This window comes from Psychrobacter frigidicola, assembly GCF_007997305.1.
GTDB classification, from domain to species: Bacteria; Pseudomonadota; Gammaproteobacteria; order Pseudomonadales; family Moraxellaceae; genus Psychrobacter; species Psychrobacter frigidicola.
Genome location: NZ_VORZ01000003.1, coordinates 297,001 through 320,702, shown reverse-complemented (window position 1 = coordinate 320,702; position 23,702 = coordinate 297,001). Strand labels below are relative to the sequence as shown.

The 23,702-nt window shown below is 40.8% G+C and carries 25 protein-coding genes; 6 read left to right on the top strand and 19 right to left on the bottom strand.

The genetic code is table 11. From position 1 onward, the window contains the following. Nucleotides 1-144 precede the first annotated feature (144 nt). Both ES754_RS10680 and ES754_RS10675 read left to right on the top strand, forming a co-directional pair. Nucleotides 145-1,128: a class 1 fructose-bisphosphatase gene (locus tag ES754_RS10680; protein ID WP_147224165.1), complete on the top strand. Its 984-nt coding sequence runs from the start codon at nucleotides 145-147 to the stop codon at nucleotides 1,126-1,128. A 67-nt stretch (nucleotides 1,129-1,195) separates the two neighbouring features. After that, on the top strand, nucleotides 1,196-1,999 hold the full coding sequence (locus tag ES754_RS10675) for a TrmH family RNA methyltransferase (protein WP_147224164.1): 804 nt from the start codon (nucleotides 1,196-1,198) through the stop codon (nucleotides 1,997-1,999). Between the two features lie 117 nt (nucleotides 2,000-2,116). On the opposite strand, the gene ES754_RS10670 is transcribed toward ES754_RS10675, so the two are convergent. The 8 genes from ES754_RS10670 to ES754_RS10635 all read right to left on the bottom strand — a co-directional run bounded on the left by ES754_RS10670 (nucleotide 2,117) and on the right by ES754_RS10635 (nucleotide 9,968). Next, nucleotides 2,117-3,049 carry an electron transfer flavoprotein subunit alpha/FixB family protein gene (locus ES754_RS10670; RefSeq protein WP_147224163.1) on the bottom strand — a complete coding sequence of 311 codons (933 nt, stop codon included), beginning with the start codon at nucleotides 3,047-3,049 and terminating at the stop codon, nucleotides 2,117-2,119. 123 nt (nucleotides 3,050-3,172) lie between these two features. Further along, a complete protein-coding gene (locus ES754_RS10665) occupies nucleotides 3,173-3,922 on the bottom strand; it encodes an electron transfer flavoprotein subunit beta/FixA family protein (RefSeq protein ID WP_147224162.1) in 750 nt (249 codons plus the stop codon). Between the two features lie 409 nt (nucleotides 3,923-4,331). Further along, a complete protein-coding gene (locus ES754_RS10660; protein WP_147224161.1) occupies nucleotides 4,332-4,916 on the bottom strand; it encodes a DUF421 domain-containing protein in 585 nt (194 codons plus the stop codon). 266 nt (nucleotides 4,917-5,182) lie between these two features. Beyond that, the gene (locus ES754_RS10655; RefSeq protein ID WP_057758834.1) at nucleotides 5,183-5,395 is read right to left on the bottom strand and encodes a cold-shock protein; all 213 of its coding nucleotides are present in this window, start codon (nucleotides 5,393-5,395) and stop codon (nucleotides 5,183-5,185) included. 403 nt (nucleotides 5,396-5,798) lie between these two features. After that, nucleotides 5,799-6,224: a hypothetical protein gene (locus ES754_RS10650; RefSeq protein WP_147224160.1), complete on the bottom strand. Its 426-nt coding sequence runs from the start codon at nucleotides 6,222-6,224 to the stop codon at nucleotides 5,799-5,801. Nucleotides 6,225-6,471: 247 nt separating this feature from the next. Continuing rightward, a complete protein-coding gene (ilvC, locus tag ES754_RS10645) occupies nucleotides 6,472-7,488 on the bottom strand; it encodes a ketol-acid reductoisomerase (protein ID WP_147224159.1) in 1,017 nt (338 codons plus the stop codon). A gap of 150 nt (nucleotides 7,489-7,638) precedes the next feature. Beyond that, a complete protein-coding gene (gene ilvN / locus ES754_RS10640; RefSeq protein WP_147224158.1) occupies nucleotides 7,639-8,136 on the bottom strand; it encodes an acetolactate synthase small subunit in 498 nt (165 codons plus the stop codon). After that, on the bottom strand, nucleotides 8,136-9,968 hold the full coding sequence (locus tag ES754_RS10635; protein ID WP_147224205.1) for an acetolactate synthase 3 large subunit: 1,833 nt from the start codon (nucleotides 9,966-9,968) through the stop codon (nucleotides 8,136-8,138). The genes ilvN and ES754_RS10635 overlap by 1 nt, the downstream gene beginning before the upstream one ends. 812 nt (nucleotides 9,969-10,780) lie before the next feature. On the opposite strand from ES754_RS10635, the gene ES754_RS10630 reads away from it, so the two are divergent. Continuing rightward, nucleotides 10,781-11,227, top strand: coding sequence for a DUF4124 domain-containing protein (locus ES754_RS10630; RefSeq protein ID WP_227677810.1), 447 nt, complete (start codon nucleotides 10,781-10,783; stop codon nucleotides 11,225-11,227). A gap of 8 nt (nucleotides 11,228-11,235) precedes the next feature. Here ES754_RS10630 and ES754_RS10625 read toward each other — a convergent pair whose 3' ends face one another. Further along, complete coding sequence (locus tag ES754_RS10625) at nucleotides 11,236-13,032, bottom strand: NAD(P)H-hydrate dehydratase (protein ID WP_147224156.1); 1,797 nt, start codon at nucleotides 13,030-13,032, stop codon at nucleotides 11,236-11,238. A gap of 290 nt (nucleotides 13,033-13,322) precedes the next feature. Here ES754_RS10625 and queG point away from each other — a divergent pair, with 290 nt between their 5' ends. Further along, nucleotides 13,323-14,441 carry a tRNA epoxyqueuosine(34) reductase QueG gene (gene queG / locus ES754_RS10620; RefSeq protein ID WP_420825348.1) on the top strand — a complete coding sequence of 373 codons (1,119 nt, stop codon included), beginning with the start codon at nucleotides 13,323-13,325 and terminating at the stop codon, nucleotides 14,439-14,441. Between the two features lie 122 nt (nucleotides 14,442-14,563). On the opposite strand, the gene lysM is transcribed toward queG, so the two are convergent. From lysM to ES754_RS10590, 6 genes are all read right to left on the bottom strand, one after another. Continuing rightward, nucleotides 14,564-15,073 carry a peptidoglycan-binding protein LysM gene (gene lysM / locus ES754_RS10615; protein ID WP_147224154.1) on the bottom strand — a complete coding sequence of 170 codons (510 nt, stop codon included), beginning with the start codon at nucleotides 15,071-15,073 and terminating at the stop codon, nucleotides 14,564-14,566. Nucleotides 15,074-15,429: 356 nt separating this feature from the next. Then, nucleotides 15,430-15,666 carry an acyl carrier protein gene (gene acpP, locus ES754_RS10610; protein ID WP_147224153.1) on the bottom strand — a complete coding sequence of 79 codons (237 nt, stop codon included), beginning with the start codon at nucleotides 15,664-15,666 and terminating at the stop codon, nucleotides 15,430-15,432. A gap of 303 nt (nucleotides 15,667-15,969) precedes the next feature. After that, nucleotides 15,970-16,698, bottom strand: a complete 729-nt coding sequence (gene fabG, locus ES754_RS10605; protein WP_147224152.1) for a 3-oxoacyl-ACP reductase FabG — start codon at nucleotides 16,696-16,698, stop codon at nucleotides 15,970-15,972. Continuing rightward, complete coding sequence (fabD, locus tag ES754_RS10600; protein ID WP_147224151.1) at nucleotides 16,695-17,663, bottom strand: ACP S-malonyltransferase; 969 nt, start codon at nucleotides 17,661-17,663, stop codon at nucleotides 16,695-16,697. The genes fabG and fabD overlap by 4 nt, the downstream gene beginning before the upstream one ends. 327 nt (nucleotides 17,664-17,990) lie before the next feature. Beyond that, nucleotides 17,991-18,173: a 50S ribosomal protein L32 gene (rpmF, locus tag ES754_RS10595; protein ID WP_147224150.1), complete on the bottom strand. Its 183-nt coding sequence runs from the start codon at nucleotides 18,171-18,173 to the stop codon at nucleotides 17,991-17,993. A gap of 332 nt (nucleotides 18,174-18,505) precedes the next feature. After that, complete coding sequence (locus tag ES754_RS10590; RefSeq protein ID WP_147224149.1) at nucleotides 18,506-19,102, bottom strand: YceD family protein; 597 nt, start codon at nucleotides 19,100-19,102, stop codon at nucleotides 18,506-18,508. Nucleotides 19,103-19,295: 193 nt separating this feature from the next. Between ES754_RS10590 and ES754_RS10585 the strand changes: the two genes are divergently transcribed. Beyond that, entirely contained in the window at nucleotides 19,296-20,063 is a 768-nt protein-coding gene (locus ES754_RS10585; RefSeq protein WP_147224204.1) for an elongation factor P hydroxylase, read from the top strand. A gap of 352 nt (nucleotides 20,064-20,415) precedes the next feature. Continuing rightward, nucleotides 20,416-21,036 carry an L-threonylcarbamoyladenylate synthase gene (locus ES754_RS10580; protein ID WP_147224148.1) on the top strand — a complete coding sequence of 207 codons (621 nt, stop codon included), beginning with the start codon at nucleotides 20,416-20,418 and terminating at the stop codon, nucleotides 21,034-21,036. A gap of 90 nt (nucleotides 21,037-21,126) precedes the next feature. Here the strand turns inward: ES754_RS10580 and rplQ are convergent, their stop codons facing one another. The 4 genes from rplQ to rpsK all read right to left on the bottom strand — a co-directional run bounded on the left by rplQ (nucleotide 21,127) and on the right by rpsK (nucleotide 23,691). After that, nucleotides 21,127-21,486, bottom strand: coding sequence for a 50S ribosomal protein L17 (gene rplQ / locus ES754_RS10575; protein WP_147224147.1), 360 nt, complete (start codon nucleotides 21,484-21,486; stop codon nucleotides 21,127-21,129). A gap of 19 nt (nucleotides 21,487-21,505) precedes the next feature. Continuing rightward, a complete protein-coding gene (locus ES754_RS10570; protein ID WP_147224146.1) occupies nucleotides 21,506-22,513 on the bottom strand; it encodes a DNA-directed RNA polymerase subunit alpha in 1,008 nt (335 codons plus the stop codon). A 99-nt stretch (nucleotides 22,514-22,612) separates the two neighbouring features. Continuing rightward, a complete protein-coding gene (rpsD, locus tag ES754_RS10565; protein WP_147224145.1) occupies nucleotides 22,613-23,254 on the bottom strand; it encodes a 30S ribosomal protein S4 in 642 nt (213 codons plus the stop codon). A 47-nt stretch (nucleotides 23,255-23,301) separates the two neighbouring features. After that, nucleotides 23,302-23,691: a 30S ribosomal protein S11 gene (gene rpsK, locus ES754_RS10560; RefSeq protein WP_045454458.1), complete on the bottom strand. Its 390-nt coding sequence runs from the start codon at nucleotides 23,689-23,691 to the stop codon at nucleotides 23,302-23,304. Between the last annotated feature and the right edge of the window lie 11 nt (nucleotides 23,692-23,702).

Here is a 23,702-nt window from a genome sequence, read left to right as displayed (position 1 = left end):
CAGACCGGCTATTTGAATATTGGCTGATTTTGCCGCTTCATACCTTTTATTTTATATTTTTTCGCGCCTTTAAACTGACCTATTGAGTATTGCTTTTGATATTCAGCGCTCTTTAGATTTTAATTCAATTAATTAGGAAACTTTATGACGACCTTAGCACATTACCTAAACAACCATGCCGCCAATCCCGCAGTTAGTGATGTAATTACCACGATTACTGAAGTTGGAAAGACCATCTCACAGTTACTTAGAAAAGGTGCCTTGGCTGATATTCTTGGAGAAGCGGGTAATCAAAACGTACAAGGCGAAGACCAAAAAAAGCTCGATGTACTGGCTAATGATTTATTGCTTGATGCCTTAGCAGAAAACAAACATTGTGCCGGTGTCGCCTCAGAAGAGCTGGATAATGCTACCCCTGCCAATGCTGATGGCAGCTTATTGGTACTATTTGATCCACTTGATGGCTCGTCAAACATCGATATCAATATGGCAGTAGGTACTATCTTCTCTATTCTACCTTATCAGCGTCAAGGTAACGAGAGTGAAAATGCTGATTTTCTACAGGCTGGCAATCAACAGTTAGCTGCTGGTTATTTGTTATATGGCACTTCCACTATGCTAGCGTTGACAGTAGATGACAATGTACTGATGTTTAGCCTAGATCCAGATAGCGGCGACTATGTATTGATAGAAGATAACGTTCAAGTTGATGCTGATACCAGCGAATATGCTATTAATGGCTCCAATTATCGTTACTGGCGCGCCCCTATGCAGCAGTATATTGACGAGCTAATCGCGGGTAAAGATGGCGTTCGTGGTCGCAACTTTAATACACGCTGGGTCGCTGCTATGGTAGGCGACGTCCACCGTATCCTTTGCCGTGGTGGATTGTTCACTTATCCCTTTGATACTAAAGATATCAATAAGCCCGGTAAACTGCGCCTGATGTATGAAGCCAACCCAATGAGCTTATTGATTGAACGTGCTGGCGGCAGTGCCACGGATGCTGTCAATCGTATTCTTGATATTGAACCAACCGATATTCATCAGCGCGTCCCTGTCGTACTAGGTAGCAGAAACGAAGTCAACTATGTTAAAGACTTACACGTGCAACATGCTGCTAAATAAGATTAATTCTTTATAAAGCATTTTTGTAAGCTGTCTTTACTTAATATTTACTTTTAAACGGCCTACTATGACATCGAATACCAATGAACTCACTACTGTCGTCACCTCAGACAAAAACCAAACGGTAAAACTTGCAAAAGCTTTGCTTACTCAAGCTCGCCAGCGCAAAAAACAGGGTCAAACGGTACTTGAGGGCGTACATTTAATTGATGCGGCTCTACGTAGCGATTATCCTTTTGCGCAAATATTGCTGGCAGAGTCAGCGCAACACCATGCCGAAGTGCAGCAGATTTTAACGCGTCTGCCGACATATATCTCTATCTTAGTGTTGTCTGATGCGCTCTATCAAAGTATTCGCAGCTTAGGGGCTGGCATTGATATTATGGCAATTGTTAATATCCCAATGCCGAGATTATCGATGATTACTAGTGACTGCTTAATTTTAAATGACGTACAAGACAGTGGCAACGTCGGAACCTTACTAAGAACTGCCGCAGCGGTTGGTATTGATACTGTACTCTGTACCAGCGCTACCGCTCAAGCATGGTCACCCAAGACGTTACGCGCTGGCATGGGGGCGCAGTTTGCACTGTCTATTTATGAAAACCTTAGCGTAGCAGATGTACTTAATTGTGTTCAAATCCCGTTATTGGCCACCAGCTCGCATACGGACACTTTAATTTATGAACATGATTTACAAGCGCCGGTTGCTTGGATTATGGGACATGAAGGTCAAGGAGTTTGCGCAGAGTTAATGCAATGTGCTACTCCTATCGCCCTACCGCAACCTAATGGTCAGGAAAGCCTAAATGTAGCCATTGCAGGGTCATTATGTCTTTATGAGACTCTACGTCAGCGCCATTACTCTTAAAGCGTCCTACCTTTAATATCTTGCAACATCTTATTTTTTGAACATGAAACCTTTAAGCATAAAAAAATCCCGCTATTAATAGTGGGATTTTTTATCTGCATGATTATTCAATAATACTTAGATTTTGCTAGTCAACTCAGGCAAGGCTGCAAATAAATCAGCTTCTAAATAGTAATCAGCGACGCTTGCAATTGGAGAATCTGGATCATTATTAATCGCAACGATAACTTTAGAGTCTTTCATGCCTGCTAAATGCTGAATGGCACCTGAAATACCAATGGCAATATATAGGTCTGGCGCAACGATTTTACCTGTTTGTCCGACCTGCATGTCATTAGGGACATAGCCTGCATCAACGGCAGCGCGTGAGGCGCCGATAGCAGCGCCCAGCTTATCCGCTAACGGCTCCATATATTTGGTGAAGTTTTCACCACTGCCTAAAGCACGACCACCTGACACCACGATACTGGCAGACGTTAATTCAGGACGGTCAGATTTTGCCATCTCTTCGTTAACAAAGCTTGCCTTGCCCGATTCTTGCACATTATCAATAGTTTCAACAGTGGCTGAACCTCCTGTATCTGCTACCGGATCAAAACCTGTCGTACGTACAGTCACTACAATTTTATCTTCTGTCGTTTTTACCGTGGCAGTAGCATTACCGGCATAGATAGGACGCTCAAACGTCTGCGCGTCAATAACTGCTGTAATATCTGACATCATGCTCACATCAAGTAGCGCGGCGACACGTGGCATAAAATTTTTGCCAGTAGTGGTTGCAGGCGCGACAATATGGCTATAGTCACCTGAGATATCAGCAACCAATAGCGCGATATTTTCTGCCATTTGATGCTCATAAGCGGCATTATCAGCAAGCAATACTTTACTTACACCTTCTGCCTGAGCAGCTGCGTCAGCCACTCCCTGATTGCCGCTACCGGCGACCAAGACATGAACCTCATCTCCCATCTGCTTAGCAGCAGCGATTGTATTCAAGGTTGCCTTTTTTAGGCTGACATTATCATGTTCCGCATATACCAAAATTGCCATTGTTTTTGTCCTTTATTTATTTATTCATGTCATCATCATGTTATTACATAAACTTTTGTCACACAGCTTTCAAGATATGGCGCTGAAGAAGATAGGCCTTCGTAGTTACGCCATAACAAAGGACTAGATGACTTTTGCTTCATTTCTAAGCTTATCGACCAACTCATCAATCGAACCTACTTTGATGCCCGCTTTGCGCTCAGCCGGTGGTACTACTTTAATGATTTCTTGCTTAGACGTCATATCAACACCAAAATCAGCAGGTGTTTTTTCATCAAGCTGTTTTTTCTTCGCTTTCATAATATTAGGTAGTTTGGCATAGCGTGGCTCATTCAAGCGTAAGTCGGTTGTAATAACTGCAGGTAGCGAGAGTGCCACCGTTTGGAAACCCCCATCGACTTCACGCGTGACATTAACTTTATCACCTTCGACTTTAACTTCTGAGGCAAATGTACCTTGACCGATACCCATAAGTGCTGCCAGCATCTGACCGGTTTGGTTGTTATCATCGTCGATGGCTTGTTTGCCTAATAAGATAATATCAGCGCTTTCTTGCTCAGCGATGCTTTTTAGAATTTTGGCGACTTGCAAAGGATATGGCTTATTGTCAGATACAACCACAATCCCACGGTCAGCACCCAAAGCCAACGCTGCACGAATTTGCTCTTGCGATTCTTTTGGACCAATCGATGCGACGATAATTTCGTCAATAACACCAGCTTCTTTTAGACGTACTGCTTCTTCGACAGCAATTTCATCAAAGGGGTTGATAGACATTTTAGTATTGGATAAATCCACACCAGAGCTATCTGCTTTGACACGAACTTTGACGTTATAATCTATCACACGCTTGACTGCGACTAATGCTTTCATACGTTCCTCTTTTATGCTTGTTATGAGTTAAAAAACTATCATTTAAAATGATCACATCGTTATCATTCAAGATTTTTACTTGATGAGTAATTCTGAGATGGTAAACACTGATTAGCAAAAATGAGCAGATATTGGTAGCAATCTATTGAAATAGAGTTCATCAATATAATACTTGTTCGATATAGCTATTCAACTTGAACCTAAGTCCACCATCATTTATTCAACTCAACTATCTTGCGTGAGCCTAGTTATAAGGTCAAGACAACGCCGTGAATAATGCGTCATAAATTTGTCACCATTTTTAAAAAGCCAGCACCTTGAGGCCATCTAGTACGGTTTAACCTCATTAATACATCTAGCACTTTCTACTTTTATAACATTGGTGACCCTATAAATACTTAATTTTTTGTTATTGACTGGCTTGATTGTGCGAATTTTCAATCTTTTTAGCTGGATTCATTAACCGTTCACTATCACGCACATCATTAAATAATGACCAATCGGGTGTTACTTCATTATTCTTAATCACACTCATATCAGCAGTCGTTTCCATAATAACGGCAAACACTTCACACTTAGACTTTATACCATTTTTGCGTAGTACTTCTTGTACGTCACTGGTACTAAGATTGGCTTCTTTTAAATTATCCCAAAAATACTCACCATGAGCCATCAAAATGATAGGCTGATTATCAATTAGTGATTTTATAGGCTTAAATTTTCGTCTAACCATGGATACCATCATTTGCAATATAAATAGTAAACTGACAGCGAGCAGCCCTTGAAGCAAGGAAGGCGAGTCTGATAATATCGTCGAGGCCAAAATGCTACCAATCGCAATCGTCATTGCAAAGTCATAACTTGACAGCTTTGAGAAACTGCGTAATCCTACAATACGAGTAAATAGTATCAAACAAAAATAGAATCCTGTAACGGATAAAGAAATGCCTAGTACTTGTTGCCATTCTATTGAAAACCACGCTTGCCAATTCATCCTTTTTCCTTAGTATACAGTCTTGATTACACTGTCTTATTTTATTGGTTTGATTAAGTGCGTTATCAATTAATTTATCTGGTGTAGTTATAAATCAAAAACTTATTTTAAGTCACAAAAAAAAGCAACCTGATAAGAGGTTGCTTTTTGGATACAGTCTAGACAGTATTTTTGTTGTTTTATCAAACAAAACAATCAATGCGTATTGTTAATTTCAATATAGTAAGGACAACTGATAAATCAACTATACTTACTAATAATTGACACTAGATAGCTTCGATTTGCTCAGCTTGTGGGCCTTTTTTGCCATCACCTAAGATGAAAGATACTTTTTGGCCTTCGGCTAGAGTTTTGAAGCCGTTGCCTTGAATAGCGCTATAGTGAGCGAATACATCTTGACCGCCGTTGTCTTGAGCGATAAAACCAAAACCTTTAGCTTCATTAAACCACTTTACAGTGCCTTCAACTTTATCTGACATAAATTTTCCTAACTCTTTAACTGTTGGCGAGACGTATGTCATCACCGGTTAATTGATATATACCCACCTGATCTACGAGCCAGTGCTCAAACTAAAGTCATCATATGTCGTTATAACACCAGATTTTTTAGCCTCAAATCCTATGAGTACATGTGCAGTATAGCATTTTTTGTTGATAGCGCCATATTAAATTATATGTTTTTGTAAAAATCTCACCCTACAAAAAATAGATATAAATAAACTTTTAAAGACTGTTTTTACTTTATTTTATAACGATATATCTGGAAAACTCATTACAAAAAACAAAAATAGCTATTTCATAAGTTAGTGTAAGTGTTTATTGCTGAACTTTTGCTAACAGACATTTAGTAGTATAAATGGACTTTAAATTGGTTAGGTGTAGTTATAGCGATATTGGTAACCAAGGAGAAGCCAAAACTAATAAGCATAATGCAAAAAATATCAGCGCAAATGACTGACTATAAGCAATATATTTGGGTGGCACTATTAAGTCTTCAGCTGAGTCGGGAATTCCGCCGCGCTTGAGTAGTCGTGTGCCGTAAATCCAACCATATACAGTGTAAAGACCATAAGCTGCAGGTACAGCAATAGCTAACGGCTCAAAATCAATCATATATAACATAACGGTAGAGACAAAAAACCATGCCGTATCTACTAAAGAGCTAAACCGAAAAAATGATGACTTGGGTAATTTGCCTGCATTACGCTTGAGCATCTCGCCTTCTATCCAAATCAGTACGGCAACTATGGCGCTAAGAACAATATATGCGAATTGCGGCGTCAGCCAGTCTGGAAAAGATATTTGCACAACACACAACCTATTATGTAAGAATAAAAAGAAATTAGGGAACAGTCAGCTCGTTGAGCGTTGTACCGAAGTTCTATATAAGGGGACTCTCACTACTTTTCAAGGTAAATAGCAAAGCAATAACAGCCCTACCCTTAAAATCACCACTAAAAAACCCATGCTATCTGTACGATAACATGGGCAGTAATTAGTTTTGAATATAAGTAGCTTGGCTATTTATTAGTGACTACTTAATATAAATAACTACTTAGTTTTTATCTTTGTCGATGATTTTGTTACTACCAATCCAAGGCATCATAGCGCGCAATTTAGCACCAGTGACTTCAATTTCATGCTCAGCATTGTTACGGCGACGAGCAGTCATTGATGGATAATTAGTGGCACCTTCACTGATGAACATTTTAGCGTATTCACCAGATTGAATGCGTTTAAGTGCATTGCGCATGGCTTCACGTGATTGCTCATTAATAACTTCAGGACCTGTCACATATTCGCCATACTCAGCGTTGTTACTGATTGAGTAGTTCATATCAGCAATGCCACCTTCATACATTAAGTCAACAATAAGCTTTAGCTCATGTAAACACTCAAAGTAAGCCATCTCTGGTGCATAGCCGGCTTCAGTTAGGGTCTCAAAACCCATTTTAACAAGCTCAACTGCACCGCCACATAGTACTGCTTGCTCACCAAATAGGTCAGTTTCAGTCTCGTCTTTAAAGGTCGTTTCGATGATACCTGAACGACCACCACCAACGCCAGCAGCATAAGATAGTGCTAACTGTTTAGCTTGACCTGAGGCATCTTGGTAGATAGCAATAAGGTCAGGAATACCGCGACCTTTTTCAAATTCAGAGCGTACGGTATGACCCGGTGCTTTTGGCGCAACCATGATGACGTCAAGATCAGCACGAGGCTCAACTTGGTTGTAATGAACTGCAAAACCATGAGCAAAGGCAAGCGTTGCACCTTCTTTAATATTGGGTTCAATCTCGTTTTGATATAGCTCTTTTTGGAACTCATCAGGCGTTAAAATCATGACGACGTCAGCCGCTTTTACCGCATCAGCAACTTCAGCAACTTTCAAGCCAGAGTTTTCAGCTTTTTTCCATGATCCTGAGCTAGCGCGTAGGCCAACGGTAACATCGACACCAGATTCTTGTAGGTTTAAAGCATGCGCATGGCCTTGTGAGCCGTAGCCAATAATAGCAACTTTTTTGCCTTGAATAATGGATAGATCACAGTCTTTATCATAAAAAACGTTCATAAGTAGAGTCCTTTTCCTCAATCATGGAGAGCCATGGGTAGTTAACACTTATAACGCTACCATTATATAAGTATGGTTCGTGTTATAAGCGTCATGTTAAGTTTTAAATAACGTAAATGTTAAGTGTGAGACATGATAACGCAATAATGATTAGACACTTAGCGTTTTTTCACCGCGAGCTATCCCAATCATACCTGAACGTACTACTTCTAGAATACGCTCGCGGCCGATAACATCAATGAAGCCATCGAGCTTAGCGGTATCACCGACAATTTGAATGGTGTATAGATTCGTATTAACATCAACGATTTGTGCTCGGAAAATATCAGCGCTACGTTTAATCTCTTCACGCGCATTGCCAGTCGCACGAACTTTAATTAGCATCAGCTCGCGATCAACGTGTACCGTATCTGATAAATTTAAAACTTTAACCACTTCAATAAGCTTATGCAATTGCTTGGTTATTTGTTCAATCTTTTCAGGTGAGGTAATAGTAGTTAGCGTCAGGCGTGACATAGAAGGATCGTCTGTAGGCGCCACATTTAGCGTTTCAATGTTATAACCACGCTGGGAGAATAAACCGACCAATCGCGACAACGAGCCCGCTTCGTTTTCCATTAATACCGAAATCAGATGTTGTTGTTGCATTAAGTGCGCTCCCCTTTTGATAACCACATGTCACGCATCGTCTGTCCAGCGATCTGCATCGGATATACATGCTCATTACGGTCGACATAAACATCAATGAATACCAATTTATCTTTCATAGCCATTGCTTCAGCAATCTGTGCTTCCATGGTTTCAGGATCAGTAATTTTGATACCGACATGACCATAGCTCTCAGCAAGTTTCACAAAGTCTGGTAACGAATTCATATACGAATGTGCGTGACGACCCTCGTATAGCATATCCTGCCACTGCTTAACCATACCAAGCTGCGCATTGTTTAAGTTTAAAATTTTGACTGGTAGATTGTATTGTAAACACGTTGATAGCTCTTGGATATTCATCTGAATAGAGCCCTCGCCGGTGATACAAACCACATCACGCTCTGGATAGGCAAGCTTGGCTGCCATCGCGTACGGCAAGCCGACGCCCATAGTACCAAGACCGCCTGAGTTAAGCCACTGACCAGGCTCATTATAGGTATAGTATAAAGCGGCAAACATCTGATGTTGACCGACGTCACTAGTGATAATGGCATTACTGTTAGTCACTCGATCTAAGGCTTGTACTGCGGCTTGCGGCTTAATACCATGCTCAGTGCTCGTGTCATAACGCAGACCATGACGCTTACGCCATTCATTAATCTGTGACCACCAATCTAATAGCGCCGGCTGATTTAATTCTTTATCCTCACCGATAATTTCTAACATATCGGTTAATACCGACTTTACATCGCCAACGATAGGAATGTGAGCAAATATAGTTTTTGAGATAGAGGTAGGATCAATATCAATATGGATAATAGTCGCATTAGGACAGAACTTTTTGACATTATTGGTCACACGGTCATCAAAACGGGCGCCAACTGCCAAAATAACGTCCGCATGATGCATGCTCATATTGGCCTCATAGGTACCATGCATGCCCAGCATACCCAAAAACTGACGGTCAGAACCAGGGAATGTACCAAGCCCCATTAACGTATTAGTAACAGGCAAGTTCAAGCGGTGTGCAAGCTCGGTGAGCTCCTTATCAGCTTTACTCCAAATAACGCCACCACCGGCATAAACCACTGGGCGCTTCGCTGCTAGTAACGTCTCGACTGCTTTTTTGATTTGACCGCTATGCCCTTTCATTGAAGGCTGATAAGAACGTACGAATACCTCTTCTGGATATTCATAGGCAAACTTCTCATTGGGCGCAGTCATATCTTTAGGGATATCGATGACAACAGGACCCGGACGTCCAGACTGAGCGATATAAAAAGCTTTTTTAACAATCATCGGAATTTCGCTGGCATGACGTATTTGAAAACTGTGTTTAACAATGGGACGTGACACTCCAATCATGTCAGTCTCTTGGAAAGCATCTTCGCCAATGAGACTGCTTGGTACCTGTCCTGCGATGACCACCATCGGTACTGAATCCATAAAGGCAGTAGCGATAGCAGTAACTGTATTAGTAGCGCCAGGACCAGACGTTGCCAGGACCACACCGGTATTACCCGTCACACGCGAGTAAGCATCTGCCATATGACCAGCAGCTTGCTCGTGGCGTACTAAAATATGCTCGATATTTTCTTGTTGGAATAGGGCATCATAAATATGTAAAACTGCGCCACCTGGATAGCCAAATATATATTTGACGCCTTCATCGGTAAGCGCTTGCACTAACATCTCAGCGCCTGTCATCATCACCGGCTGCGTACTGTGTTCAGCCAGCAGTTGTTGTTTTTCACTAAAGTGCTCGGCAGCATTAGCCGATTGGTTCAGTCCAGTCATGTTCGGACTTTGCGTATTCTGCGTGTCTTGCATATCTTGCTTCACTATCGTCACCTTTATCCATATAAAGAATGTATGCCCACTATGTCAAAATTCCGCTGTTTTATAAGACAGCATGAGATTTGAACACAGAATTTTTTGGGACTGGTTTTGTGATAGGAGGTTATCGATAGACAATGACTAAATGCAGGTTCGCTTATAAAAGAGGCTTATTATTAATATAAGTACCAAAAATGCAATTACGTTCAGTCATCAAATAAAGAGGAGCGCTATCAATTATACAACTGTTCATAGCGAACTAGTATTAGAGGCGCATGTCTATTGTATTCAGCAACTGTACTGTACTTAACGTAGCAATTTGATGTATCAAAATAATAAGTTTATCTTAGTCGTTGTAGACCGATAAGTCCGGAAACAACCAACACAGAAAATGACAGTTATCGTTGTGATCGCTATCCTTACTGCGCTATTGTTACAAAGAAAGTAAACCAAACTCAGCTACTGATAAGAAGCAAGATAGGTTTTACCTTCGAGTGATACGGCAATATCATAAAAGCCGCTCACTGACCAATCAACTATCAATATAGTCGGTGGTTTAGGCGCTCTTGTCAAGAAAAAGTTATAAAGCCTATCCCTAACTAATGGTTATTAAATAATATACATTCATAATTATTTTTTGTTAAAATAACACCAGCCGTACCGACATCTGTTCTGTAATATTATTAAGTTACATGTCGAGTTTATAAAATATTCACACTGCAGTATCAACACTCACTTTTATGGTTAAGAGGATTGCCATCATCGCTCATTCAATTATAACAAATACCATCACTAAGCTGCTGATCATGCTCAGTGCGACCTGCATACTAACGCTAACAACGAATGTTAGCTACGCTATTCAGGTTTATAAATCTATCGGCACGCATGGTGAGGTCAAATACAGCCAGCATCCACCGCAAAACAGTAAAAATGTGGAGGTCATCGAATTTCGTAGCGATGGTCGTCAAGCTGATGCCGGACAATTAGCCGGTAAAACAGATGCTAACCAAAATAATAATGCGCAAAATCCTGAAGAGCAACGCGTTGCGCAATTAGAAGCTCGTATCAAAGATCAAGAAGCCAACGCGAATGCGCAACGCTGTCAGTCTCTACGTAATAACTTAACCAACCTCAATGTTGGCGGACGTATCTATGAGATGGATACCAGTGGTAAACGTCAGTATCTGGATAGCCGTGAAATTGAGGTAAAACGTGAGCGCGTCCAACAAGCCATTAGCCAATACTGTAGCTAATTTAAAAGCTATTCTAGTGTAATTAATTGCATGACATGGCGAATGGCTGCAGGCATATCTTGTGCTTGTAAGCCACGCTGTCCAATAAGTAGCTGATGGTTTCTGTTGGCAGCAACTGACTCCTTATTGACTAAGACATCCCCTGCCTGACCGTGAATAAGTACTGCTTGGTGTAAACTGCGCTGTTCTTCTTCTAAATCCTGTTGGGCTAATAATCCGGCGATAACTCCTGATAGTACATCCCCCATGCCAGCCGTTGCCATGCCAGCATTACCAACGCCGCAGACGTATACCTGCTTTTGTTTTAATATTTGCTCTAGTACTAAGGACCCTGCGCCTTTAAGCACCCAATCACCACCATAAGTCGTTGTACACTGTTTTATAGCAGCCAATCTATCACTCTCTACTGTCTTTATGTCTTGCTCAAGCAATTTAGCAGCTTCACCACTATGCGGTGTTAAGCAAACTTGATGCTCTCGGCTGTATTCTTGCAGTTGAGTAACTAACTCATGCTTATCTGCTTGCAATGAGGCCAAATGATAGAGACCATCGGCATCTATCACTATAAATTTACCATGTGTCATAGCCACTTGAACATAGCAGACAAATAGCGATTTTGCAGTGTCATCGCGTCCCAATCCCATACCAATAGCAATGACGCTGGCCTCTTTAATCAGATTTTTTACGCTATCTTGATCATGTAAATCTATCGTCATCGCATCCGGTAACGACGTCAATAATGCTCCGTGAAAAGCCTGATGACAAGCTACTGTAATTTTACCCGCCCCTGTTGCCATAGCGCTGGAAGCAGATAGTATCGCTGCTCCACCCATTCCTTGTGAACCATCGACTCGGTTGCCACCAATGATCAATACATGTCCATAGCTACCTTTATAGCTATTTTTCTGACGTGCAAACAAACCATGCGCACTCTTTAATAGGGTCGCAGCCGACTCTGTTACGGTATGAGGTATCAACGGAATATCAAGCACATCTCCAGTATAATCCATACCATCTTTGGTATGCAGACCAAACTTGCGCGCAATTAGACATAAAGTTACATCTGCTTGAATCGCTAGACAGTCGAAAACTTGACCAGTAGAGGCCACCAATCCACTTGGAACATCAACAGCAACAACTAATGCGGCATTAGCTTTGGCACACTTATTAAAGGTATCAATAGCCTGTTTATAAATCCCTGTAGGGGCACGATCAAGACCAATGCCAAATATCGCATCAACATAAACACCTGCCACGGGTAATGACGCTCGTGATATATCAGAGTATTGCCCACTATGAATAGAGCCACTGTGTTCAAAACACTGATAGGAACAGCCAGCCGCCACTGCTAAGTGCTGAGCTTTAATTGCATCAGATAACGTATGAGATGATCCATCATTTGCTGTATCAGAATCTATATCAAGGCCAACAGTCATGACTTTTACCTGCCAGCCCGCTTGCTGTAGGTAGTGCGCTATCAACCAGCCGTCACCACCATTATTACCGTGACCGACCCAAATACTTGCTAGTGGCTGTCTACAATGGTGACCATAAATTTTATTATGGTTCACTGAAGAACCAGTTGAAAAGTCTACTAAAGCGTTTGATCTAGCGTGATATTTTTGATTATCAAGCTGAATAATGTGCTGTGTCATTTGCCACGCAGCTTGCTGCATCAATGCAAAGCTATCATACCCATACGCGAACCAAGCTTGCTCCATAGCATAAACTTGCTGACTGCTGTATAAAGCGATTGGCATGCTTGCTTGTGTCAAAGGAGAGTAATTTTGTCTTAGCGTTTGCATAATGAACCTCTATTATTTTTGCTATATGCTGGCTTTATTATTATAAGCGTAGCAAAATTTTTCTTATTACTATGTATTGATATCAATAATACCTATCAAAACCAAGTCGCTGTCGATTTGCTGCCACATCACTATTAATTTATTCTTTATACTTGCGTGCTGGGTTATCTAGCTTATCATAGTCTCTTACGCGCTATTATTTATGATTACTTATGACTATAAAACCTACAGCAAGAAATTCCTCGATAAATCTTCCTGCAACCAATAATATTGCCGTGGTCAATACAGCCATGTTTACAACGCCAGAGGATGTTAAATACTGGATTAAAACTCAAGCGCAAGCATTAGGATTTGCTGATTGCGGCTTCTTATCCGTACACCATCCTTTATTTACACAGCAGATGAAGCAACTGCAAAAATGGCTGGACAAAGGGTACGAGGGACAATTACAGTTCATGCACAACAATCATCACCTGCGGGCACATCCAGAGCAGCTAGTAGCAGGTGCAAGAACCATCATTAGTGTACGCATGGATTACCTGACCGAAGCACCGCAGCCGCGAACGGTAGCAGATAATAGTCGTCCTAATAATGGCATTATCGCGCGTTACGCACGTGGTCGTGATTATCATAAAACCATGCGTAGCCGTCTCAAGCAATTAGCCCTTCAAATTGAAGCCGCCTTACCTGAGTGGCAACATTTAGATATCGGCAATAAAACAGATTTCGTTTTTCGGCCATTTAGTGATTCTGCCCCTATCTTTGAGCGCCCGATAGCGGATGCCGCTGGGCTTGGCTGGACAGGAAAGCATACCTTACTGCTTAATAAACAAGCTGGATCGTTCTTTGTATTGGGCGAGCTGTTTATTAGCTTAGAGCTTCCTGACGATAAACCTGTCGAGGCACATTGTGGCAGTTGTAACGCTTGTATCGATATCTGTCCAACACAAGCAATTGTCGCGCCTCATGAGCTCAACGCAGCGGCTTGCATCTCTTATTTAACGATTGAACATAAAGGTACTATAGATCATAAGTATCGCCGTGCTATCGGCAACCGCGTATTTGGGTGTGATGACTGTCAGCTAATTTGCCCGTGGAATCGCTACGCTAAGCTAACTTCGGTAGATGATTTTGCACCAAGGCACAATTTTGATGACAGCAGCTTACTGAAGTTATGGCAGTGGACAGAAGCAAAGTTTTTGCAAAACACTCAAGGGAGTCCTCTCAGGCGTACCGGCTATGTTAGCTTTTTACGTAACATCACTATCGGACTTGGTAACGCCGATGTTAGTACTGATATTATTGCCCAGCTACACACAAGATTAGGCGTTCATAGTGATATGCTCGATGAGCACATTCAGTGGGCAATAGATGAGCAACAAAGTAAGTTGAGTAGTATTAATAAATAACTGTCAATATGATATAAACATCAGGCCTATAATAAAAAACGCCCTTTAATTATTAAAGGACGTTTTTTATTATGATGATTATGTAGACCTAGCTTTCAATTAAATATAACTAAATGCTGAAACTATGGCTTTGGAATACGTAGTACTTGGCCAGGATAAATTTTATTAGGATCAGATAGCATTGGCTTGTTCGCCTCAAATATCTTCATATAGTCACTGGTTGAACCATATACAGTTTGTGCAATCTTAGACAAACTGTCACCAGATTTCACAGTATACATCGTTGATTCTGGCGCATCTTCTTCAATACTGATGTTATCAATAACTTTTGCGACGTGTTGTACGTTACCAATAGCAATAATCGCTTTCTCACGATCAGCCTGAGTCTTAGCTGAACCACTAATTTCGGCAGTATCAGTTGAACCGTTATATTTAACTTTCAAATTGCTAATATTTAAATGCTGTTGTTGAATACGTGTTAATAAAATATTAGCAACTGATTGGGCAGATGGTTCAGTGCTTTTTACTGGTGTATTTACGTCCGCTTTGGTTTCAACTTTAGCTTGATGTTTATCATCGTCACGATTAAAGATTTTATCGCCGATATCTTTTGCAAAACTAAAAACGCCCATATAAATGCTCCTTTAGATATTATTATTTATAACGCCATTTTTCTTAAACTGTTAATCATCTTGGCAGTAGGTAGAAGGTAGAAGGTATCGTTTACCGCTGCAAACAATTATAACAAGAGCATAAAATTTGCATAGTAAGCGTATGTTGAGTAGTGTTGATTTCATGTGGTTTATGTTAATGAAGTCTCAATCTCAAATTCTTGAATTTAAAATAACTAAGTATTTATAGTCTTAATAACAGGAGATATGCAGATAAGTTGGATATACAAAACTGGTACATGTAAAAAATAACACAATAAAAAACCGCCTGACTATGAGACAAGCGGCCTAATACTATCTACTGTAGCAACTACTGATTACAATTGAGCTTGGACATAATCAACTGCTTTTTGAACCGTAGTCAATTCAGCTGAATCTTCATCAGGAATCGTGATGCCAAAGTCACTTTCAAATGACATAACTAGCTCAACTAGATCTAGTGAATCAGCACCTAAGTCTTCCATAAAAGAAGCCTCATTATTGATGTCTTCAATATTCATACCTAATTGTTCTGCTACTGCAGATTTTACTCTTTGCTCAGTATCATTACTCATATAAACTGCTCCTTTTTTATCCATTAATTTTTAAAAACTACCAAACGGTTATGTTTTTTAACTTATAGCGTTATGTTCATCATACTACGTCATGTCATCTTTGCAGCACCAACTTATCATAATAAACTGTAGCTTGCGCTCAATGTTTCATAAAACTTATTTATAATACAAGTCTTTGACGTAAAAGTATCCGATATTATAACACTGTTTATTAGAGTTTACACTCGTTCACACAGTATTTCATTATACAAGTGTAACGCCCGTATTCATTTCAATAGTACTTTCTTCTGATTAATATTAATCTTACATATACATGCCACCGTTAACTGGTATGACGGCACCAGTAATATAGCTTGCCTCATCACTTGCTAAAAATGACACTGCGGCAGCGATATCTTCTGGTTGCCCAAGACGACCAATAGGCACCGCATCCAGCATAGAATTGAGTAGACGCTCATCCAACTCATCGGTCATATCGGTTTCAATAAGTCCTGGGGCGACACAGTTAATAGTCACTTGGCGAGAACCAATTTCACGAGCGAGCGTACGACTAAAACCTTCGACGCCAGCTTTGGTAGCGGCATAGTTTGACTGTCCAGCGTTACCCATTTGTGCAACTACAGAGCTTATATTGATAATACGACCGCGTCGGGCTTTCATCATTCCGCGTACTGCTCGTTTACTCATGCGATATATTGATGACAAATTAGTATCGATAACATTTTCCCAATCTTCATCTTTCATGCGCATCAGTAAACCGTCTTGGGTTATACCTGCATTATTGACGAGTACTTGTACCGCACCGTACACGCTTTCAATCTCTTCGAACAGTTTATCAATCTGCGCATTGTTACGCACATCTAAAACTCTCCCAATACCCCCTGAATCATGAAGATAACTATTGATGAGTGCTGCACCTTTCTCAGTAGTTGCAGTGCCAATGACAAAATGGCCTTCTTTTGCAAAACGCTTGGCCACTGCTTTACCAATACCTCGGCTTGCGCCAGTCACTAAAATAATCGTTCTACTCATGATAACACCTCTATTAGTTTGTCTAGTCGGGTAGGCTTGTCAACAGGATAACTCACTATAGGATGGGCTTGGCGTTTGGCTAAATTAGTTAGCACATTGCCGCTACCGCATTCAATTAAAAGATTAATCTGCTTATCAGCCAGCTCCTCCATGGTCTGTGACCATAAGACAGGCTCACTCAACTGTTCAGTTAATGCTTTCTTAATACCTAATGCACTGGTTTCAACGCGAGCATGACGGTTTTGAATGACAGGAATATGAGCCTGATCAAATTTAATAGCTGCAAGCGCTTCAGCAAGCGCGCTGCTCGCCGGCTGCATCAAGGCACAGTGTGACGGGACACTGACCTTCAAAGGAATGGCTTTTTTGCCAGTATTTTGCACTTTATCAATGACTGCAGTAACACCAGCCACATTGCCTGACACTACAACTTGGCCTGGGCTATTGAAGTTTGCTGCATTAACGACTGCGCCATCAACGTGCTCAGTCGCTTGTTCGCATAAGGTCTCAACTCGGTGATCCTCCAACCCTAATACTGCCGCCATAGCCGTATCAATACCAATCACTGCCTCTTGCATCAACTGACCACGTTTGTGAACCAAGCGTATTGCATCAGAGAAAGTGATAACGCCAGCAGCACAAAGGGCACTGTACTCTCCTAAAGAGTGACCCGATAAATAAAGTGGGGCTTTGTCTAACTTCGTTTGCAGAATACGCCAAATGGCAATGCTAGTCGTTAATAACGCTGGTTGTGTATACTGCGTTTGGTTTAAACGCTCTTCATCTTGGCAAATAGCCCACAAATCTTCACCAAGTGCAGCGCTTGCTTCAGCAAAAGTGGCGTGAATCTCAGGATAAATCTCTGCCAGTTCAGTGGTCATACCAACAGCTTGCGAGCCTTGTCCAGGAAAGATAACTGCAATACGAGGTGGCTGTTTTATCGTTATATCGGGTGCAGATGCCATAGCCAATATTCCTTAAGTAAATTGGAGATGTCCGTAGAATCAATCGGGTATTATTTTAGAATATTATTGTATAGTTAGAAATAACTTAGGATATTCTTTTGAGAAGCAATCAATAGTAGCTGATTATTACTAAACTATACACTGCTACGATCTATTATCATAGTTAGTGACCATCTACTGTAATTGATGGAAAACTTGCAAAAAAGAAAATAATAAAAAGCCAAGTCATTCGGCTATATAATATATGATAGCAAAATAACTTGGCTTTCGTTAACTCAACGCTTGTTATCCAATGATAATTGCATTAATTATCAAATAGTAAATAAATTATGCGTCTTGACTAACTTTAAATAATTGACGACCACGGTAAAAACCATCTTTAGTCATATGATGACGCTGATGTTTTTCGCCAGTAGTGGCATCTATGCTAAGCTCAGCCACAGTCATATGGTGATGTGAACGGCGCATGTCACGACGTGAACGGCTTTTGCGACTTTTTTGAACGGCCATGATATAGCTCCTATACTTAAAGGGATAAGCTTGAAAATTCGGCTTTAATCGATACTGACATAGGTCATATAATCACAGCGACCTAAGCTTTACGCATTATTAAAAATAATGTATCACTTACCTACTAAAATGCTGATTAAGTCTAAAATCTATGGATATTTCGCTTAATTATTTCAATAGTAAATAATATGTTGTCAGAATGCAATAAACCGGACATTATACGCATGTTTAAAAGATTAATAAAGCCCTGGCTTTTATTCTTATTCAAAAAGCTGATAAAAGAGCCTACTAATAACCGAGTTGTTGGCAAATAAGTACCGTAGTGACATTCATTATTCAGGTAGTTTGCCTTTTAAGGCAGCAAGAGCAGCAAAAGGATTCTCGTTTTCCTCTTCAGGAATCTCACCTACTTGATCAACTGCCATGTCACAGTCATCATGCTTAGGTGCCATAGGCGCCTTAAGTAATATCTCATCTTCAATTAATTTCTTGAAGGGTAACAGACGCTCAGGAGTTTGATTACTCGTTATTTCATCTAGTATCAAGTAATCTTGGCTCTCATCTACCATACGTATTTGACTATCGTCATCTAGCAAGGCGATATCGTAATCATCGGTTAGATCTATTGCGATAGGTTGTAGACAACGCTGACAAATGAGCCATACGTCACCTACCAGTTCAAAGGCAAGATGTAATACATTATTACGATGATATAAATTTGCCTGAATGCGTAATGTTGATTGTTCGTGCTCTGTGGTCAATTGGGTGGCCAGACGCTCAAATGACGTTGGTGCCACTTCTCCTGCCCACTCAAAACCATTATCAGCCCACTTATCTAAAGAAATATGCTCAGGCATAGTTGCTGAGTTAAAAGCCTGAGTGCTCTCCTCTTGAACGGCGGATAGTTTACTGGCTGGAGTGCTTGACATACGCGACCTCATTAGTCAAAAACGGTGTATAATATTGGCTGTCATACTAACGGAAACCTTAGTATGACGCTAGCGCTAGTGTGTTAATATTTTTGCTAGCTGGCACTATATGATGCGATTTTATTATTTATGCTTAAAAGATGCAAAACCCTATGTTAGCAAACTCATTTTTAATTCGGTTACTTTTGTAATGATGATGTCAAACACCCTCCTACCTGATATCACTACTTCGTTTAAGGACAATAGTGAGAAATTATTATTGCAACGTCTTAGTGAATTAAATGACAAAATAACAGAAGCCTCAAATATAACTGTGGAGATTCAAATAGATGAATCTTCAGCATACCTACTTCAAAAAGAACGGCAATGGCAGCGACTGGCTAACCTTGGCGGCGCTAAAAATAGAAATAGTGTGAAAAACGATACAGAAAGTGAAATAAATAGTGACATTTCATTTGGAGACAGTGAGCAAGCAGCTACTGACTGGCTCATAGATTTATTTAATACTTTATTTAGCAAGCATCATGTGCAATTGGTTCGCGGAAAGCATGAACCAGAATATTTTCCTGCTAACAATGGCGAGCTGGCACGGATAGAGTTTGCCCATGGCTTTTTTGCCAGTGCCTTACACGAAATAAGTCATTGGTGCGTTGCAGGTAAAGCACGAAGGCAGTTAAGTGACTTTGGTTACTGGTACGCTCCTGATGGTCGTAGCAGTGCTCAGCAGCAAGCTTTTGAGCGTGTAGAAATCAAACCGCAAGCCTTAGAGTGTTTATTTAGTATTGCGTCTAAGCGCCCCTTTCATGTCTCACAAGATAACTTATTTGCAGATTTTGATACCAGTCACAGTACCTTTGCTAACGACGTCTATCAACAGGCAGCACATTATATAACTAAACCACAAACCTTACCTAGCGACGCGCAAACCTTATTAAGAGCACTACTTATTATTTGCGGATAACAATTTATTGGTGATTCTTCGCTGTTAACAACTTTCTCCTACTAACGATTAAAAGTTAAGCTCATTAGTAAATCACTATCTACTTGATCTCTTTTCACCTATTCAATGCTTCCCTTTCATTAAAACTTCGTACTATTAACGCTCTCCTACCAATAGTAACGCCTTGCTACTATATCCTCACTCTTCTTTATCGCTATACTAACAGTGTAAATAATAGCACGTTAAAAACTCACTGATATATTCAGTACTACCCTCAACAGTATCATCAATATCCAATTTGATAAATTAAAAACACAGTAGCGAAAATACAAGACTAATAGAACAATCGAAATGTAAAGAATAAGGATTTATCATGCAAACATTTTATATTCATCCAGAAGACCCACAACCACGCCTCATTGAACAAGCAGCTGAAATGCTACGCAACGACAAGCTAATTATTTACCCTACCGATACTAGCTATGCTTTTGGTTGCCGTTTAGGCGCCAAGGATGCTTTAGATAAGCTCAAGCAAATCCGAGAGCTTGATGATAAGCACCAATTTACCCTGCTTTGTCGTGATTTGAGTGAAATTGCTACTTATGCCGCGGTAGATAATGTACAGTTTAAACAGCTAAGGGCACATACGCCGGCACCAATCACCTTCATTTTAAACGCTACTAAAGATGTTCCTAAAAAACTGGCTCATGCTAAGAAAAAGACCATTGGTATTAGAGTACCGAGTAATCCTATCGCTCAAGCGCTATTAGCAGCGATGGATGAGCCGATTTTAACCAGTTCCCTAATACTCCCGACTCATGACACGATACTTGATGATCCTTTTGATATTGAAGAGTTATTGAGCAATCAAATAGACGGATTAATCAATGCCGGTATTAAGACGACTAAGCTGACCACCATTGTCGATATGACTAGCGGTCAGCCAATTATTATTAGACAAGGTGCAGCTGACGTTAGCTCATTACTGTTGTAGGCCAGAACGTAAACTTTAAAAACGACAGACACAAAAAAAGCTCCAATAAATTGGAGCTTTTTTAAGACAGTATACAATTAGCGTATAAAATTAGTCACGATCAACTAGTTCTACATAAGCCATTGGTGCGTTATCGCCATCACGGTTACCGCATTTCACGATACGTAAATAGCCACCTGGACGCGTTTGGTAACGAGGACCTAACGTGCCAAATAGTTTACCTACCATAGCTTTGCTACGCATACGGCTGAATGCTAAACGACGATTAGCAACGTTATCATCTTTAGCCATAGTAATTAATGGCTCAGCGACACGACGTAATTCTTTAGCTTTTGGTAACGTGGTTTTAATCAGTTCATGCTCAAACAATGAGTTGGTCATGTTCTGGAACATTGCTTTGCGATGACTGCCGGTACGACCCAGCTTGACTCCACTCTTACGATGGCGCATGGTCAAATATCCTTAAAGTTTAACGGCTACGATAAGAAAAGCGATCATCAACACGTAAATCAGCGGGTGGCCAATTATCAAGGCGCATGCCCAGCTCTAAATCTTTAGATGCTAGTACGTCTTTGATTTCCGTTAATGATTTCTTACCAAGATTTGGGGTTTTAAGTAGTTCAGTCTCTGAACGCTGGACCAAATCACCGATATAGTAAATGTTTTCAGCTTTCAAGCAGTTGGCTGAGCGAACCGTTAGTTCAAGGTCGTCCACAGGGCGTAATAACACCGGATCAACCTCTTCTTTTTCTTTCACAGGCTCAGGCGCTTCTTCAGCTTCTAGGTCAACAAAGATCGAAATCTGTTGTTGTAAGATAGTGGCTGCTTTACGAATTGCTTCCTCTGGATCAATAGTGCCATTAGTTTCAAGCTCGATGATAAGACGATCAAGGTCAGTACGTTGTTCTACACGTGCGTTCTCAACCTGATAAGCGACTCGTAGCACTGGACTAAAGCTTGCATCAAGCTTTAAGCGTCCAATAGCCTTGGTATCACCATCTTCACGGCGCTGATTTGCTGGCTCATATCCACGACCCATAACTACGCGCAAACGCATCTTAAGATGACCACGCTCACTTAATGTACCCAATACCAATTCTGGATTGATGATGTCTACATTATGTGGAAGCACGATGTCTGCGGCAGTAATAGTGCCTGGACCTTGTTTATCCAAGGTCAAAAATACTTCATTCTGGTCATGAAGGGTTATTGCCAAACCTTTTAAATTTAAAAGGAGGTCAAGTACGTCTTCTTGTAAGCCTTCAAGTGTTGAGTATTCATGATCAACACCATCAATCTCAGCTTCAATGACTGCAGCACCAGGTAATGAAGATAATAAAATACGGCGTAGGGCATTCCCAAGGGTATGTCCAAAGCCGCGTTCTAACGGTTCGAGCGTGACTTTCGCAATCGTCTCATTAACCGTATCCACATTAATGGCGTTCGGGGTTAGAAACTCAGTTGCATTTAGCATCATGATGTCACCTCGATTTATTTAACTGGTTTAATTGATGTCACTTATATTAATAGAGTTATTAATAAAAATAATCTCTATCAATATGATACCTAACATCATTTACTTAGAGTATAGCTCAACGATCAAACTTTCGTTAATTTCAGCAGGTAGATCAATACGATCAGGCGCTTTTTTAAACGTGCCTTGTAGTTTGCTGTGATCAACATCAAGCCATTCTGGAATACCACGTTGGGTAGCCAATTCAATAGCGTTTTTAATACGCAATTGTTCGCGAGACTTCTCTTGGATAGCGATGACATCACCATCTTGAAGCTGAATTGATGGAATATTCACACGAATGAACTCATCACGACCAGCTTTTTTTACCATGACAGTACGATGGCTAACTAACTGACGCGCTTCGGCACGCGTTGAGCCAAAGCCCATACGGTATACGACGTTGTCGAGTCGACTCTCTAACATAGCTAGTAAGTTTTCACCAGTAGCGCCACGCTTACGAGCCGCTTCTTTATAGTAATTAGCGAACTGACGCTCAAGTACGCCGTAAATACGCTTAACTTTCTGCTTTTCGCGCAGCTGTAAAGAATATTCAGAGCTCTTGTTGCGACTAACACCATGTTGACCTGGCGGACGGCCAGCTTTTTTCGTTTTTACGTCGTATGGTTTAACGCCAGACTTAAGACCTAAGTCCGTACCTTCACGACGTGATAATTTGAGTTTTGGTCCAATATAACGGGCCATTGTTATGTCTCCTATAAGCTTTTATTATAAAAGCTTCGTCTCTAATATTAGACGCGGCGCTTTTTCGGCGCACGGCAACCATTGTGTGGAATTGGGGTTACATCAGAAATACTGTTAACTTTATAACCCAATGCACCTAGTGCTCTTACCGCAGACTCACGACCCGGTCCTGGTCCTTTGACCAAAACATCGATATTCTTAACACCATATTCTTGAGCTGCTTTACCAGCAACTTCAGCTGCAACCTGAGCTGCAAATGGCGTAGATTTACGTGAACCACGGAAGCCTTGTCCACCTGAAGTGGCCCAAGCCAATGCATTACCTTGACGATCGGTAATCGTAACAATGGTGTTATTAAAAGACGCATGGATATGGGCTATGCCCTCCGATACTGAACGACGAGTCACCTTTTTGCGACTGCGAGTGTCTTTTGCCATCTTTTAGCTTC

What these genes read in the sequence shown, in the direction of transcription:
- ES754_RS10680 (WP_147224165.1), top strand. Translation starts at nt 145, where the DNA reads ATGACGACCTTAGCACATTACCTAAACAACCATGCCGCCAATCCCGCA.
- ES754_RS10675 (WP_147224164.1), top strand. Translation starts at nt 1,196, where the DNA reads ATGACATCGAATACCAATGAACTCACTACTGTCGTCACCTCAGACAAA.
- ES754_RS10670 (WP_147224163.1), bottom strand. Translation starts at nt 3,049, where the DNA reads ATGGCAATTTTGGTATATGCGGAACATGATAATGTCAGCCTAAAAAAG.
- ES754_RS10665 (WP_147224162.1), bottom strand. Translation starts at nt 3,922, where the DNA reads ATGAAAGCATTAGTCGCAGTCAAGCGTGTGATAGATTATAACGTCAAA.
- ES754_RS10660 (WP_147224161.1), bottom strand. Translation starts at nt 4,916, where the DNA reads ATGAATTGGCAAGCGTGGTTTTCAATAGAATGGCAACAAGTACTAGGC.
- ES754_RS10655 (WP_057758834.1), bottom strand. Translation starts at nt 5,395, where the DNA reads ATGTCAGATAAAGTTGAAGGCACTGTAAAGTGGTTTAATGAAGCTAAA.
- ilvC (WP_147224159.1), bottom strand. Translation starts at nt 7,488, where the DNA reads ATGAACGTTTTTTATGATAAAGACTGTGATCTATCCATTATTCAAGGC.
- ilvN (WP_147224158.1), bottom strand. Translation starts at nt 8,136, where the DNA reads ATGCAACAACAACATCTGATTTCGGTATTAATGGAAAACGAAGCGGGC.
- ES754_RS10635 (WP_147224205.1), bottom strand. Translation starts at nt 9,968, where the DNA reads ATGCAAGACACGCAGAATACGCAAAGTCCGAACATGACTGGACTGAAC.
- ES754_RS10630 (WP_227677810.1), top strand. Translation starts at nt 10,781, where the DNA reads ATGCTCAGTGCGACCTGCATACTAACGCTAACAACGAATGTTAGCTAC.
- ES754_RS10625 (WP_147224156.1), bottom strand. Translation starts at nt 13,032, where the DNA reads ATGCAAACGCTAAGACAAAATTACTCTCCTTTGACACAAGCAAGCATG.
- queG (WP_420825348.1), top strand. Translation starts at nt 13,323, where the DNA reads ATGTTTACAACGCCAGAGGATGTTAAATACTGGATTAAAACTCAAGCG.
- lysM (WP_147224154.1), bottom strand. Translation starts at nt 15,073, where the DNA reads ATGGGCGTTTTTAGTTTTGCAAAAGATATCGGCGATAAAATCTTTAAT.
- acpP (WP_147224153.1), bottom strand. Translation starts at nt 15,666, where the DNA reads ATGAGTAATGATACTGAGCAAAGAGTAAAATCTGCAGTAGCAGAACAA.
- fabG (WP_147224152.1), bottom strand. Translation starts at nt 16,698, where the DNA reads ATGAGTAGAACGATTATTTTAGTGACTGGCGCAAGCCGAGGTATTGGT.
- fabD (WP_147224151.1), bottom strand. Translation starts at nt 17,663, where the DNA reads ATGGCATCTGCACCCGATATAACGATAAAACAGCCACCTCGTATTGCA.
- rpmF (WP_147224150.1), bottom strand. Translation starts at nt 18,173, where the DNA reads ATGGCCGTTCAAAAAAGTCGCAAAAGCCGTTCACGTCGTGACATGCGC.
- ES754_RS10590 (WP_147224149.1), bottom strand. Translation starts at nt 19,102, where the DNA reads ATGTCAAGCACTCCAGCCAGTAAACTATCCGCCGTTCAAGAGGAGAGC.
- ES754_RS10585 (WP_147224204.1), top strand. Translation starts at nt 19,296, where the DNA reads ATGATGTCAAACACCCTCCTACCTGATATCACTACTTCGTTTAAGGAC.
- ES754_RS10580 (WP_147224148.1), top strand. Translation starts at nt 20,416, where the DNA reads ATGCAAACATTTTATATTCATCCAGAAGACCCACAACCACGCCTCATT.
- rplQ (WP_147224147.1), bottom strand. Translation starts at nt 21,486, where the DNA reads ATGCGCCATCGTAAGAGTGGAGTCAAGCTGGGTCGTACCGGCAGTCAT.
- ES754_RS10570 (WP_147224146.1), bottom strand. Translation starts at nt 22,513, where the DNA reads ATGATGCTAAATGCAACTGAGTTTCTAACCCCGAACGCCATTAATGTG.
- rpsD (WP_147224145.1), bottom strand. Translation starts at nt 23,254, where the DNA reads ATGGCCCGTTATATTGGACCAAAACTCAAATTATCACGTCGTGAAGGT.
- rpsK (WP_045454458.1), bottom strand. Translation starts at nt 23,691, where the DNA reads ATGGCAAAAGACACTCGCAGTCGCAAAAAGGTGACTCGTCGTTCAGTA.